The 14931-nt window shown below is 31.8% G+C and carries 13 protein-coding genes; 8 read left to right on the top strand and 5 right to left on the bottom strand.

What is annotated here, in order from left to right; genetic code table 11:
* Positions 1–5: 5 nt before the first annotated feature.
* Together Q0975_RS02845 and Q0975_RS02840 are read right to left on the bottom strand one after the other, a co-directional pair.
* Entirely contained in the window at positions 6–659 is a 654-nt protein-coding gene (locus Q0975_RS02845; protein WP_299432788.1) for an ATP-binding cassette domain-containing protein, read from the bottom strand.
* Positions 650–979: a hypothetical protein gene (locus Q0975_RS02840; RefSeq protein ID WP_299432785.1), complete on the bottom strand. Its 330-nt coding sequence runs from the start codon at positions 977–979 to the stop codon at positions 650–652. Before Q0975_RS02840 ends, Q0975_RS02845 begins: the two co-directional genes overlap by 10 nt.
* A 312-nt stretch (positions 980–1291) precedes the next feature.
* Here Q0975_RS02840 and Q0975_RS02835 point away from each other — a divergent pair, with 312 nt between their 5' ends.
* Positions 1292–2116, top strand: a complete 825-nt coding sequence (locus Q0975_RS02835; protein WP_299432782.1) for a hypothetical protein — start codon at positions 1292–1294, stop codon at positions 2114–2116.
* Positions 2117–2211: 95 nt separating this feature from the next.
* Complete coding sequence (locus tag Q0975_RS02830; protein ID WP_299432779.1) at positions 2212–2952, top strand: hypothetical protein; 741 nt, start codon at positions 2212–2214, stop codon at positions 2950–2952.
* A 192-nt stretch (positions 2953–3144) separates the two neighbouring features.
* On the opposite strand, the gene Q0975_RS02825 is transcribed toward Q0975_RS02830, so the two are convergent.
* Positions 3145–4461, bottom strand: a complete 1317-nt coding sequence (locus tag Q0975_RS02825) for a hydroxymethylglutaryl-CoA reductase, degradative (RefSeq protein WP_299432776.1) — start codon at positions 4459–4461, stop codon at positions 3145–3147.
* 250 nt (positions 4462–4711) lie between these two features.
* On the opposite strand from Q0975_RS02825, the gene Q0975_RS02820 reads away from it, so the two are divergent.
* The 5 genes from Q0975_RS02820 (at position 4712) to Q0975_RS02800 (ending at position 10596) form a co-directional block, all read left to right on the top strand.
* On the top strand, positions 4712–6886 hold the full coding sequence (locus Q0975_RS02820) for a S9 family peptidase (protein ID WP_299432773.1): 2175 nt from the start codon (positions 4712–4714) through the stop codon (positions 6884–6886).
* 42 nt (positions 6887–6928) lie between these two features.
* The gene (locus tag Q0975_RS02815) at positions 6929–8518 is read left to right on the top strand and encodes a peptide MFS transporter (RefSeq protein WP_299432770.1); all 1590 of its coding nucleotides are present in this window, start codon (positions 6929–6931) and stop codon (positions 8516–8518) included.
* A 99-nt stretch (positions 8519–8617) separates the two neighbouring features.
* A complete protein-coding gene (locus tag Q0975_RS02810; RefSeq protein WP_299432767.1) occupies positions 8618–9157 on the top strand; it encodes a thioredoxin family protein in 540 nt (179 codons plus the stop codon).
* Positions 9158–9285: 128 nt separating this feature from the next.
* Positions 9286–9927 (top strand): hypothetical protein, encoded by a 642-nt coding sequence (locus Q0975_RS02805; protein ID WP_299432764.1) that lies wholly within the window; start codon positions 9286–9288, stop codon positions 9925–9927.
* Positions 9928–10257: 330 nt separating this feature from the next.
* On the top strand, positions 10258–10596 hold the full coding sequence (locus Q0975_RS02800; RefSeq protein WP_299432761.1) for a hypothetical protein: 339 nt from the start codon (positions 10258–10260) through the stop codon (positions 10594–10596).
* Positions 10597–10634: 38 nt separating this feature from the next.
* On the opposite strand, the gene Q0975_RS02795 is transcribed toward Q0975_RS02800, so the two are convergent.
* Complete coding sequence (locus Q0975_RS02795) at positions 10635–11105, bottom strand: hypothetical protein (RefSeq protein ID WP_299432759.1); 471 nt, start codon at positions 11103–11105, stop codon at positions 10635–10637.
* A 328-nt stretch (positions 11106–11433) separates the two neighbouring features.
* Here Q0975_RS02795 and Q0975_RS02790 point away from each other — a divergent pair, with 328 nt between their 5' ends.
* Positions 11434–12723: a serine hydrolase domain-containing protein gene (locus tag Q0975_RS02790; protein WP_299432756.1), complete on the top strand. Its 1290-nt coding sequence runs from the start codon at positions 11434–11436 to the stop codon at positions 12721–12723.
* On the opposite strand, the gene Q0975_RS02785 is transcribed toward Q0975_RS02790, so the two are convergent.
* Complete coding sequence (locus tag Q0975_RS02785) at positions 12707–14776, bottom strand: ComEC/Rec2 family competence protein (RefSeq protein WP_299432753.1); 2070 nt, start codon at positions 14774–14776, stop codon at positions 12707–12709. The genes Q0975_RS02790 and Q0975_RS02785 overlap by 17 nt on opposite strands.
* Between the last annotated feature and the right edge of the window lie 155 nt (positions 14777–14931).

Genomic DNA, 14931 nt, shown 5'->3' with positions numbered 1-14931 from the left:
TAATTCTATAAACTCTTTAAATAACCATAATTAATGAGCTCATTAGGATCTTTTATTAGTTTAGATGTGCAATTGTTTAGCAAATAAAGATCATCTGATATATCAAGGATGTGCCGATACATGTGATCGGTTACAATAATAATCTTATTTTTCTTTTCTTGGGCAATGAGTTTTATAAAAGTTTCTATATATAACGGAGTAATATTAGAAAAAGGTTCATCTAATAGCACAATTTCTCCAGAACTCATTAATATAAGATAGGTTTCTATAATTCTTTTTTCACCACCAGAAAGTTCTGATATTCTAGGGTTTTTATATTTCTGAAAAGAATTGAAGGTTGAAATAAAAATTTCCCATGATAGGTTGAATAAACCAAAAACTTTTTCTAATGAAATATTTTTAGGAACGGTGTTTTTTTGTGATAGATATTTAATCTTTCCAGATAGATAGAGAGGGTTTATTTTTGGTTTATTATTTATACGAATTAATTTATTCTGAGGTTTTAGATGTCCAAATATTATTTTTAGAAGACTGCTTTTTCCGGAGCCATTTCGTCCCAATATTCCCGTAACCTTTCCTTTCTCACATTTAATGTAAACCCCATTAAGAATAAATTTATTGTCGTAAGATAATTCGATATTATCAATTTCTAGAACCATGTTTTGAGATATTGAAATGCATAAAATACAGTTACGGAAGTAAGACTATCGAAAATGAATCCAAATGCAAAGAGGTGTATATGATGAATTCCTAGATTTTCATAAAAAAAGAATTGATCTGTAAAAGAAACCTCAATATTTGTATAGGATACAAGACTATACCAGATTTTTAGCACTAAGAAATAGATAAATTTTATTGTAATAATAAAGGGCAGAGAAGCGCCCTTTTCTGGTAATAAAAGCAGCACTAATGTAGCTATGGTGAGCGTAACTAGATGTTTTTTATAGAATAAAAAAAGGATGCGTAATTTTAGTAACATAGTTTGAAATTAACAAGGATATCACTTCAATAAAAGAGTAAGTTTTTTTTGTGAAACCGACATTAGTGATAATCATATAATAATAGAACTTATAATTTATAGAGATATGTCAATTTTTTTGAAATAACGTAATCATGAGGATATGATGATAAACTTTTACCTGATTTACGCTGTCACTAGGTAAATAAGAATTCAATAACCCCTGATACAAAGTGACTGTTGAATATCGATTTTATTGGTTGAATATTTGTGTCTGTGGAAGGGCTTGTAATTGGATTTTAAACGAATAATTAATTATTTAAAATTCAAAAAATGAAAAATTTAAGTGACAGTAAGGCGTATTTACTACTGGTATTCTGCGGTATGTTTATCGCATCTTGTGAAAATTCTGAAGTAAATTCTGAGATCTCCAACATAAGTGAGAAAGAAGATTTTATGAGTACAACTGGTAAAAGTGAAACCTTTTTAGATTTAAGTGCTGTAGAAACAAATAAACCAGTATTGCATGGGCATTATGATGGCGATTTAAGTGAAGCCGAAGCAAAGATTAAGTTCGAGGAGGCAGTTGTAGGATATAAACAAAAAAATATAGCTCAAAATAAAAGTTTTGCTAAACAATGGTTTTATAGAATAGCTACTAAAACAAGAGCTGCGGGTGAAAATGATGGAACAGATGGAAAAGTAATTGCCGCCGTTGTGTTTGATACCAAATCAAGTGGAGAGGTTGTATCGATAAATGTTTTAGACAATCCAGGTAATGATAGAGAAGGTGGATGGGATTATTATCTTTTTATAGTGAATTCATCTTCAAATTATGGAGAAGAGTGGGTAAGCTTAGATAGAGCTGCTATTGGCTTGCAAGGTAGAGATGGGTGGAATATACAAGAATTTAATGTATATGTGTCTCCATATGATAATTCTAATGCTTCAGGAGTGACAAGTATAATTTCAACACCAAATAGATGGTTAGATAATGACGCAAGTAATGGTTGGGATTTCTATAATACAAATTCGATAGGAACTGGTAGGGTAAATTTCCCTTGGATAATTCCAATTCCTGATTTACCTCCATTTTTTGAAATACCAGAAATATTCCCTCCAATTCCTCCTTATATTCTTGATGCTCTTAATTTATAATCAAAATTTTTTAAAAAAAAATTAAACAGCACAGATGATACCCTCTTGTCTGTATAAAAATTAATAAGGGTTAATTATTCTTAAAGTCAAATAGAATGAAAAATCAAATAAACATTAAGAAATATCTATTAATTACACTATGTAGCATGTTTATAGCATCCTGCGAAAATTCTGAAATTAACTCAGAGATCTCAAATATTAGTGAGAAAGAAGGTTTTATTAGTACAACTGGGCAAAGTGACTCAGTTTTAGAAGAAAATATCTCTGAAGCTAAGAAACCAGTATTGCATATGCATTATGATGATGATTTAACTGAGGAAGAAGTCCATGCTAAATTTGATGTTGCTATAGCAGCATACAAGCGAGAAAATATAAATCAGAACGAAAAATCAACCAATGTATGGATGTATAGAATAGCCACCTATACTGGTACTGGCACAAATAATCAAACAGATGGTGGCGTGCGAGCTGATGTTTACTTTGGGAGTGATAAACTAAATGGAGGATTGACTAAAGAATCTGTCAAATTAGATAATCCTGGGGATGATCGAGAAGGTGGATGGGATATCTATCTTTTTGAAGCGTCAACTGCGGGGAGACCTATAAAATGGGTTCAGATAATGGCTTCTACGCTTAAGTTAAAAGGCACAGATGGTTGGTTTGTAAAACAGTTTAATGTTTTTGTGTCTCCGTGGGATCAAGTTATATCAGGAACTACTGGACAAGCAAAATCAATAACACAACCAAATATTTGGCTGGATAATGAAACTAGCGATGGTTGGGATGTTTATCATTCTAATAATAAAGATGAAAACAAAAAATTATTTTTCCCATAGTATCGAAAACCTTCAGGAATAACTGTAAATCCATTCTATTAAGTATTCAAACACTATATAAGAGTTTGATTACGAGTTTTTTTGTTACCGTTAATAATGTTTAAATAAAAAGCCACTTTTCGTGGCTTTTTACATAGATCATTTTTTAACAAAATAAGAATAGAAGATTCTTGTGAGGTATTGTCTTAGTGATTAACCTCGCAGTTTTTCAATTTGGTAAACAACCTCACTGTGTGTAACTGTATTGGTTTTAAAATATTCCACTAATTGCTCCTTTTCTTCATTAGTCGCTTGAAACTGATTTAGGATATTCATTAGGTGCATTTTCATATGACCTTGTTGAATACCTGTAGTAATTAGAGAATTTATGGCAGCAAAATTTTGTGCAAGACCAGCCACAGCTGTAATCTCCATTAACTTTTTAGCATTGGGATTTTCAAGCAGGTGCAAGGCTAGCTTTACTAAAGGGTGTAATGTAGTTAACCCACCAACAGTACCAAGAGCTAATGGCAGTTGGATTGAAAAAGAAAAAACATCATTCTCAATTGTAGCATCTGTAAGACTTGTATATTTCCCGTCTTTTGAAGCGTATGCATGCGCACCAGCTTCTATTGCTCTAAAATCATTTCCAGTTGCTAATACAACTGCATCGATACCATTCATGATACCTTTGTTGTGCGTTACAGCTCTATAAGGTTCTATTTTTGCAATCTGAACTGCTCTAACAAATTTTTCTGCGTACTGTAACGAAGACAATGCTCCTACATCAGGTAAATCTTTTATGGGACAAGAAACGTATGCTTTAACCAGGCATTCTGGAACATAGTTAGAGAGGATACTCATAATGATCTCTATGTCCTTTTCTTCATCTGTAAAGTCATCATAGGTAATAGCCGATTTCATTAGATAATCAGCAAATTGTTCCAAACAAGAATTGATAAAATTGGCTCCCATTGCATCTACAGTATTAAAAGTGCAATGTAATTGGTAGTAATTCTCAATTTCTGAAGATTTATCCCTAAGTTCTATATCAAGTACACCGCCACCTCGTTTTTCCATATTTTTGGTAATATGAGAAGCTGATGCGATTAGACTGGCTTTAGTGCTTTCGAAGAATGTTTTTAGTTTTTTATTGTCTCCGGTGTATGTAAAGTGTACTTGCCCAACTTTTACTGTTGATAATACTTCAGCCTTAAAACCTCCTCTATTTTGCCAGAATTTGGCAGCTTTACTCGCTGCGGCGACTACAGAACTCTCTTCTATAGCCATAGGGATGGTAAAACGTTTATCGTTAATTAAAAAATTAGGCGCAACGGAGAATGGTAGATAATAGTTAGATATGGTGTTTTCTGTAAACTCATCATGTAATTGTTGAAGTTTTTTATCAGAATTCCAGTAAGTTTTTAGGATATCAACTGTATTTTGATCATTATTGAAATGATGTTCTATTAACCAATTTATTTTATCGGATTTAGAAAGCTTAGAAAAGCCTGAAACCACTGGTGCCATATTATTATTTTACTATCAGCCTCCAAAGATACTATTCTGTTTGCTATCAAACGATTTTTGTTAATTCTTAAATTCTTTTTACCCTTGTTTTGAAGATATTGTATTCAATGAAATCTAAAGGTTTGATTGATGATATGCTAATAAATATTCCTTTCTCGCATAGCTTTTTATTGTATTTAACGTCAATTGTTGTATTTTTCACGGATTTTTTAGTATTCTTGGCGCTAACAATTTTTTATAAAATTAAGATATGAGGATGATTACCCGATTGTTTTTTGGAATAACATTATTTATAAGTTTTGTGACTTTTGCTCAGGACAAAGCTTTTACACTAGAAGAAATTTGGGGAGGAGCTTTTAGCACAGAGAGATTGCAATCTTTGCATTCCATGAATAATGGTACACAGTACTCGGTTTTAGAAAGAGACAATGCTTCTGGAAACACATCTATAGAGGTGTATGATTATGCAACAGGAGAAAAAGCAAATACATTGATCAAATCATCTTTTATAGAGGATCTGAAGTATTTTCAGGGATATGAGTTTAGTAAAGATGAAAAAAGAGTTCTACTTGCAAGTGAATTAGAACAGATATACCGTCGATCTTCACGTGGGATCTACCATATTTTTGACGTTCCTTCTAACAGTAGTTTTAAAATTAGTGATAAAAAAATACAATCTCCTGCTTTGTCTCCTGATGGGAACAAATTAGCATATGTGATGGATAATAATATTTTCGTACTCAATTTTGTAACAGGAGAAGAGATCCAGTTAACAGATGATGGTAAGAAGAATGAAATCATTAATGGTATTACGGATTGGGTTTATGAAGAAGAGTTTTCTTTTGTAAGAGCATTTGATTGGAGTGCGGATAGTAATAAGGTAGCATTTATAAGATTTGATGAAAAGGAAGTTCCTGAATTTTCAATGGATGTATATGGTGCTGAGCTATATCAAAAACAAGATGTATTTAAATATCCTAAAGCTGGAGAAAAAAATGCGGAAGTTTCATTACACATAGCTGATTTAGGGAGCATGTCTTTAGATAAAGTAAATCTGGGAGATTATAAAGATTTTTATATTCCTAGAATAAAATGGTCCGCAAACCCAGATATATTGAGTGTACAAGTATTGAATAGACATCAAAATAATCTCGATTTAATTTTTGTAGATGCTAAAACGAAAACTCCAAAAGTTGTTCTTAACGAGAAAGATGAGGCTTATATAGATATTACCGATAATCTTACATTTTTAGATGATAATAGTTTTATTTGGACAAGCGAAAAGGATGGATATAATCATATATACCATTATAAAGAGACTGGAGAATTGATTAATCAGATTACTACTGGTCTTTGGGAAGTAACAGATTATTATGGATATGATGCTAAGAATAAAAGCATTTTTTATCAAAGTGTAGAGAATAAAAACATCAATAGAGATATTTATTCGATCGGTTTAGATGGCAAAAATAAAAAGAGATTAAGTACCAAAGAAGGTACAAATGATGCAGATTTCAGTGCAGATTTCAGTCAATACATTAATTATTTCTCAAATGTATCTACCCCATATGAATTTTCATTAAATAGCGCTGCTACGGGAGAAGTGATTCGTGAGATTAAAAATAATCAAGGATTAAAGGATAAACTTGCACAATATGATGTAAGACAAAAAGAGTTTTCTACTATTGACATTAATGGAGAAACATTGAACATGTGGACGATCAAGCCAAAGGATTTTGATCCAACTAAAAAGTATCCACTGTTTATGTATCAGTACTCAGGGCCAGGATCTCAATCTGTAAGCAATTCGTGGAACAGAAGTAATGATTATTGGTATATGATGTTAGCGCAACAAGGATATATTGTTGTTTGTGTAGATGGAAGAGGAACAGGGTTTAAAGGAGCAAAATTTAAAAAAGCCACACAGAATGATTTAGGAAATTTGGAAGTTCAGGATCAGATCGCTGTTGCTAAACAATTAGGGACACTAGCATATGTGGATGCTTCCAGAATAGGAATTTGGGGATGGAGTTATGGAGGTTTTATGTCTAGTAATTGTTTGTTTAAGGCTCCAGATACTTTTAAAATGGGTATTGCTGTAGCTCCGGTAACTAGTTGGAGGTTTTATGATACGATCTATACGGAACGATATTTGATGACTCCTCAGGAAAATGCAAAAGGATATGATGATAATTCTCCTATCAATTTTGTAGATGGATTAAAAGGTAAATTTTTATTAGTACATGGTAGTGCGGATGATAATGTACATGTGCAAAATACGATGCGGTTGATTGAAGCATTGGTACAGAAAAACAAAGATTTTGATTGGGCAATTTATCCTGACAAAAATCATGGAATCTATGGAGGTAATACTCGATTACATCTATATAATAAGATGACCAATTTTATTAAAGCGAACTTATAATAACTAAACAACTTATAAATTTTACTAACTTAATTTTTTTATATGGAATTTAAATTTGGAGGTTCGGAAATAAACCAAAGAACCGTTTTAGGACATCCTTCAGGGCTTTTTGTTCTCTTCTTTACGGAGATGTGGGAACGTTTTTCTTACTATGGAATGCGTGCTTTACTTGTTCTATTTCTTGTAGCTTCTATCGCAGATGAAGGTTGGGGATGGGATCGTAAAGAAGCATTACTTCTTTATGCTTGGTATACAGGATTGGTTTATATCACTCCAATTTTGGGTGGTTTGATAGCCGATAAAATTATGGGTTATAGGAATGCTGTTATTCTTGGAGCTCTTTTAATGACCTTGGGTCATGCATCTATGGCATTAGAGGTTACAGCAGATCTTTTCTTTTTTGCAGGATTAGGACTTTTGATCATTGGTAATGGCCTTTTTAAGCCGAATATTTCTTCAATGGTTGGTCAACTATATAAGACACAAGGAAAAGAGAAAGATGCTGGATATACCATCTTCTATATGGGTATTAATGCCGGAGCATTTTTGGGAATTCTTTTATGTGGATATATTGGAGAGAAAGTAGGATGGCATTACGGTTTTGGTCTAGCTGGAATCTTTATGTTTATAGGAATGTTACAGTTTTATTTTGCGCAAGGAATTTTTGCGAATATTGGCCTTTCTCCAAAGAAAATTGAAGATCTTGATGATGTAATAGAAGATTCTATAGAAGATACACAAGATGCAATCGAAGATATTATCGATGAATCTAAGAAATCAAAAGTGACTAGTGATAGACTTATCGTAATTGGTGTTTTTTCATTCTTTGTGATATTTTTCTGGTGGGCTTTTGAGCAAGCAGGTGGTTCTATGACCATATTTGCTTCAGATTATACAAATAGAGTACTGGAAGGCGATGGTGCTATGATATTCAAAATATCAAATACTATATTGACTGTAGTACCAATGTTGATAATCACCTGGGTTTTGATGATGTTGTTTAAGCAAACATTTGGGAAATATTCTTTATCCAATATTTTATTGGGAATTGGCTTTGCAGTTATATGGGGTATTGTAATATGGATGTTACAAAGAGAATTTGTTGCTGACTCTACAGATGTTCCAGCTTCTTGGTTCGGAATTTTAAATTCATTCTTCATTATAGCCTTTGCGCCACTTTTTTCTAAAGTATGGCAAAGTAAATACAATCCAACTGGACCTGTAAAGTTTGCAATTGGATTAATACTTTTAGGTTTAGGTTTTGGAATATTAGCCTTCGGTTCAATGGGAATACCATTAGGAGCTAAGACCGCATCAGTTAGTATGATTTTCTTAATATTAGCATATTTGTTCCATACGCTAGGTGAACTTTGTATATCACCAGTTGGACTGTCATATGTTAGTAAATTAGCGCCTGTTAAGTATGTAGGCTTAATGTTTGGTATCTGGTTTGTCGCAAACTTTATCGCCAATACAATGGCTGGTGTAACAGGTAGTTTTATTGACCCTATAGTAGAAGAATATGGAATGACTGTTTTCTTCTTAATGTTTACTGTTATTCCTGCTGGAGCTGGAGTGGTTATGTTATTGCTTAATAAGACTTTATTAAGAATGATGCACGGAATCCGTTAATACTAAAAACACTACTTTACCCGTTACCCAAAACGGGTAAAGTTTTTAATAAGGAACAGTTTTTGTTTCGACTAATATGTAAATACAAAATTTAAGCACATGAAAAACCTACTTTTTCTAATTGGATTTCTATTCGTTTTGCCTATTCAGGCTCAGGAAATCAAATGGATGTCGATGAATGAAGCCTTAGCAGCACAAAAGAAAACCCCTAAGAAAATATTCATGGATGCTTATACGGATTGGTGTGGGCCTTGTAAACTTTTGGATAAAAGAACTTTTCACAATAAAGATGTAGTGGATTATGTAAATACTCATTATTATCCAGTAAAGTTTAATGCTGAAGGTACAGAAGAAATTAGATATAATGATTTTACGTATACTAACCCTAATCATAATCCAGATAGGAAAGGTAGAAATAGTCAACACTTTTTTGCGAATGCCTTAAAGATTAGTGGATATCCAAGTATTGTTTTCTTTGATGAAAAAGGTAGTTTAATAGCACCCGTTGTAGGGTTTAAAACACCGCAACAATTAGAGATTTATCTAAAGATGATCCATAGCAATGATTATAAAAAATTGACAAGTGCAGATGCTTGGAAGCAATATGAGCAATCATTTGTAAGTACATTTAGTAATTAAAGAAAAGAATAATTGTTATATATTATAATTCCCTTTTTGTCATTGTGATAAAAAGGGACTTTTTTTTATTTGAAAGTTGACGTATACTTGCTTGTTCAAATAATTTAAAAATTTTTAAACAGGTGGAGATGAAAAGAATAGGTTTAATAGTATTTCTTTTAGCTTTTGTTTCGGTCAAATCACAAGTTACAATGACATTTACCGAGCCTAAAAAAATGGAAGCTAAAAAATTTACACAGGTTACTGTTTATACTAAAAGCGATAGCATTATAAAAGGGTATGGGTTTATTAATATCATAAATTATAGTTCGCATGCTGTGAGATTTATTAAATCTAAGCCGATTACTGAATTTATAAAACAAGAAGATTGGTCTAGTTTTTATGCAGAAAATTTGACTAAAATCGAAATCGAGCACGAATCAAAAGTATTAGAACTTTATCCTGTTAAATCAGGGGAAAGTTTTGGGCTTACTTTTTTCTATCATAAAATACATGAAAATAATTCGGTAAAATTATATTGTCCGCCCTATAGTATTCCTTATATAAATAAAGGAAAGTGCGTATATACAGTTTTAAAAAACGGAGAAGAAAAAGCACGTCAAGTTTTGATGAAATTATCAGATAAGCCAAAGAAAATGCCTAAAAGAGCTAACAAATTTTTTGATGATTGCCCTGTGTTACAACAAAAAATAGAAGCAGGAGAATATCAGAAGAGCCTAAAAGGGTTAATAGCAATTTTAGACTTTTATGATGTAAGTTGTCAGAAGTAAAGTTAATATCTTAGTTTTATAAGAAAACATATATCATTATGTTCTAGATCCCTTTTATCCTCTTGATAAAAGGGTTTTTTGTTTTGGGCGGTAATAGAATTTATCATTTTTTTTCTTTTAGCATAACGAATTTCAGAAAAGAATACGATTAAATAAACTAGGAATTATTCCAAATTTTGTATCTTTGTATTGGAATTATTCCTAGTCATAGCGTTTCGTTAAACTTCATTAAAAGAATCTTAAAAATACAATTATGGAGTGCATTTTGTTATTACAGAATAAAACAAAGTATATGTATAGCACCAATACCTAATTGAAAAAATACACCTTATGAGTGGTATTAAGTATGAAATACAAAACCGAAAGCTTAGATCCTATAAGCATACATTTGATTATAACTTTTGTAAACAAAAGTATAATGAATATGCACTTATGGAATTAAATGAGTTTAAGAAGTGTTTAAAAAAGCCTGAAAAATTAGGGGAAATAGGTCATTTATGTAGTTTTGTTCTATGGGTGAAAAATAAAGATCAGGATGAATATCGGGATTGTTTAGGGGATTATGGGTTAATACACCTATTGTTTCACTGTCTTGAAAATAAACACAATGCTGATATTCACGCGGAATATATTCATATGCTTTTTAAGGAAGATATAAAACTAGTTTGAGATATATGATGTGTCCCTTTTATTGAGATATGTACAGATTATTTTTTGGTGATTTTATCAATATACTCACCCTCGTTCCAAAGACCTTGCTTGACTATAGTGCCATTACTATCATAGACTTTTCCTTTTCCATTTTTCTTGTTGTGTTTCCATTTTCCCTGATGTTTAGATCCATCAGTTTTGTATAAGGTACCTTTGCCGTTCATTTGATTTTTTCTAAAAGAACCTTCATAACGATCACCATTAGGCCATGTATAGGTTCCTCTTCCCGAAACTTGGTTATTAGAAAAGGTACCTGAGTATGTAGCTGTGTCAAACCAAAAAATATTCCCTTTAATTAAAGTGCCATTTAATACTTCTACATCAAAAGTTGCTCCTTCAGAAATAAACTTATGCCATCCACTTGGTAATTGGCGAATCTGTTTTGTAGGGATTGTGTTTATTTGTTGTGCATTACTAATAAAAATGACACCAACAATCAGTACCAATAATAAAAGACCTCTTTTCATAGTATTTTTTAACAATTGTCGCAAATAGATAGGCCATACTTACAGGCTACTGTGTTTTTTGCAAATAATTTGAGTTAAATAGGCGTAATATGTAATCTATAATTCATTAAAGAAAGAATTATCTTACATATGGTTTCTAAAAATTATTAATTTGGATTGTTTAAATGTTAAACTTTAGAAAAAAATGCATTTCAACGACGATATTTGCATATAATCGTTATATTTGGTCGAAATTGAAATAATTAGTAAACCAAATCGTTAGATTAAAGTATTTAAAACCATCCCCATTTTTTTTGGTTTTAAATATCTTACTTGAGCTTAACCTATTATGAAAAAACGCTTCATCATTGCCCCTTCAATGTTGTTATTAATTGCATTGTTATTTCCACTTATTTCTGCTAATAAGATTGAGGTACCTATTCCTTCTAAACCAATAAATAAAGTACAAGCATCTGTTGACTTTTTTAGAAATCCAATTTCGGATAGACAAAAAGAGTTATTGGTAGATGCCATTGAATCTTACTTTAGTAAAGCATTAAAACAGCATAAAATTGTTGGAGCAGGTGTTGGTATTGTAAAATGTGATTCTGTTATTTATTTAGGAGGTTTTGGAAAAAGAAATGCATCCTTAAATGATACAATAAATGAAGAAACAATTTTTAGAATAGGATCTGTTTCTAAAGGTTTTGCAGGTGTGTTATCTGGGATGTATGTAGAAGAAGGATTACTTGATTGGGAAGCTAAGGTTAGCGATTACGTACCATCTTTTCAATTAGCGAGTAGAAAATGGACGGATAGTGTGACACTGTCGCATATTTTGTCTCATTCATCAGGATTACCTTATCATAGTTTTACGAACCTTGTAGAGGATGGAGTAGATTTGAATACAATAGCTGGTCAGTTTAAAAGTATTCGAACAATTGATAAACCAGGTAATATCTATAGTTATCAGAATGCTGTGTTTGCTCTAAGTGGTGAAATGATAAAAAAAGTTGCTGGTAAATCATATGGAGAAGCAATTGCAGAAAGAATTTTTAAGCCTCTTAAGATGACTACTGCGTCAACAGATTATAATTCCTTAAAAATGTCTTCTAATGTAGCGATGCCACATAGAAAATATGGTAGACGCTGGAAGTCTTTAAAGATCAACCAAAAATATTATAATGCCATTCCAGCTGGAGGAGTAAATGCTAGTGTAACTGATATGGCTAAGTGGATGCGATTTTTGTTAGGTCATAATCCTAATGTAATGAGTGCCGATGGTTTAAAGAATGTTTTTAATCCAGTAATTAATCTTCCAGGAAAAAGCAAGTATTATCAGAGATGGGATGGACATCAAGGATCTCACTATGCGCACGGATGGCGTATTCATGATTTTAAAAATAGAGAAACAGGAGAGTCTAATAGGATGATTCATCACGGAGGTCATGTAAATAGCTTCAGAAGTGAAATTGCTATATTTCCTCAGGAAGACCTTGGTATTACAATTCTTTTCAATAGTCCTACCAAGTTAGCGAGAACGGTAATTCCAGATCTTCATAAGATAGTGAAAGAAGTTATGGAAATGCCAGAACAAGAATTATTGGCTCAAGTATCTAGCCTTAATGATGCTTTGTAGAATTAGTATTTAAAATATATGCTCCCTTTTTATCTGTTCGATGAAAAGGGATTTTTTGTTTTTTACAGCTTTTTTCCCATTTGTCAAGATAACTTCTGTAGTTGCTTCCATCGGCAATAATTTGTTTTGGTTCTAAGATTTCAATAACTCTATTTAGGTGAATTTTTGGAGAATTGGATAGAATTATAATGTCAGGATGTAACTCTTTTATGTTATATATGGCAGAACTGTCTATGACTAAAATTGTTTTCTCTCTGTAGTTGTAAATGTTTTTTAGTTTTTTATGAAAAGTTATTTTGGAATTATTTTGGGTGAGGTAGCCTTTAAACAAGTAACTTTTGGTTATTTCCGAAATAGAATCCTTGCTATATACTCTTACATTTTGGTGATGTAAAACACTTAGCGTTGTATTACGATGATTATGAAAAATGACAAGCTCCTCTTTGTTTAGGTGTAGCTTTTTTTCATAAATAAAAATAAACAATAGAAAAGCCACACTAGTCGTAACTGCAAAAATTCTGTTGAGCTTAAACTTTTTAAAAGTAAATACTAAAGAGATTATAAGGGTATATCCAATAATGAGCATCCTCCATGAAAATGTAATATCTGTAATCAAATAAGTTTCTTGTTTTGAAACCCAATGAACAATGGAATTCATTACATCTATACAACCTCCAAAAGTAGCAGCCATCCAATCTGGTAATATTCCTATTTCTGCAAGAGTCATTACTAATATTCCAAAACCAAGTAAGAAACCCAATAATGGTATAATGATCAGGTTAGCAATAAAAAATAAAAGAGGGAACTGATGAAAATAAAATAGGGTTAGTGGTAATAAGCCTAATTGAGCGGAGATTGTAACCGTAAAGGTTTCCCAAAGTATTTTATCGATATAAAATCTTGGCCTGTATAGCTTAACTAATAATGGCTGTATCCAAACGATTGCAAATACTGCTAAATAACTCAATTGGAATCCCACAGAAAATAATAACAATGGGCGCATGCATAATAGCATAAACATGGAAACTATTAAGGCGTTATAAATGCTTGTTTTAGAGCGAATGTGCATTCCTATGGCTATAAAAGAGAACATAGTAACAGCTCTGAGAATTGAAGGAGATAAACTTGCAATAACTGCAAAACACCAAAGAACTATAATAATAAATATGGTTTTAAACGCTTTGCCATTACTTATTAAACGTTCTAGAGGTTTAAGAATGAAGTTTAATAACATTAGAAGTATACCAACATGCAATCCCGAAACTGCTAATATATGTATGGCTCCTGCATCTCTATAATCTGTGAAGGTTTCTTGATCAATATCTTGTCTTTGACCTAAAAGTAAAGCATTAATAATCGATAATTGTTTCTTATTGAAATCATATAAAGCAAGCTTTTGATTGATATCAGTTCTAATATAACTCGCTATGTAATGGATAGAAAACATAGGAATGTCTCTTGGAATTAATTGATGTAAGTCTGTAGTAACTTTATGAAAAATATACTGCTGAGAAAGATGGTGGGCATAGTTAAATTGATTTGGATTTGAAGGGGAGGGAATAAGTTTGATTTGAGAATGTGTAATATATGACGCTCCGATCGTAAGATTAGTTTGTAAGTCCGCTTTAGGTATTTGAAGTAATAGATTCCCTGTTGTTTTTTGGCTTTCTATTGATTGAAGAGTGATTACATATTTTTCATAAAAAGATGTGGGTTTTAGCCTTTCTTTTATGTAAAAGCTTATGGTTACCGAATTTTCTTGATATTCTTCAGAAAATAGATTGGTGTAGTGATCAGGATTGTTTTTAGGATGATGAATTTGTACTAAGGTAATTCCTAAAAGGATAAAAACGATTAATGTCAAAGCACTAAATCCAATAGCACTCCGAAACATTTTTTTTGCATACCACCAAGTACTAATTAGGCCACTTATGGCAATCCCTTGGGCTATAAGTACAATTTTAAGATCTATCGAAATGTAGTAGCCAATAACAATACCAACAATTAAAGAAAAGGTAAGAATCAGAAAAGGAATATTAAGTAATTTATGCACAGATCAAATGAATTAATTGAGAGGCACGGGAAGCCCAACAATTAACCATGTCATGTAAATAACATATGTTACCAGTGAAATCTTTTTTTCTTAATCAGAATAGATCGTATCCAATTTTTCTGGAGGATTAAGAAGGTTTTTAAATATTATATCTA

This window comes from uncultured Aquimarina sp. (genome assembly GCF_947500065.1).
In the GTDB taxonomy this organism is placed as follows: domain Bacteria; phylum Bacteroidota; class Bacteroidia; order Flavobacteriales; family Flavobacteriaceae; genus Aquimarina.
The sequence above is the reverse complement of the archived record's forward strand: the minus strand, read 5'-3'. Positions and strand labels throughout refer to the sequence as shown.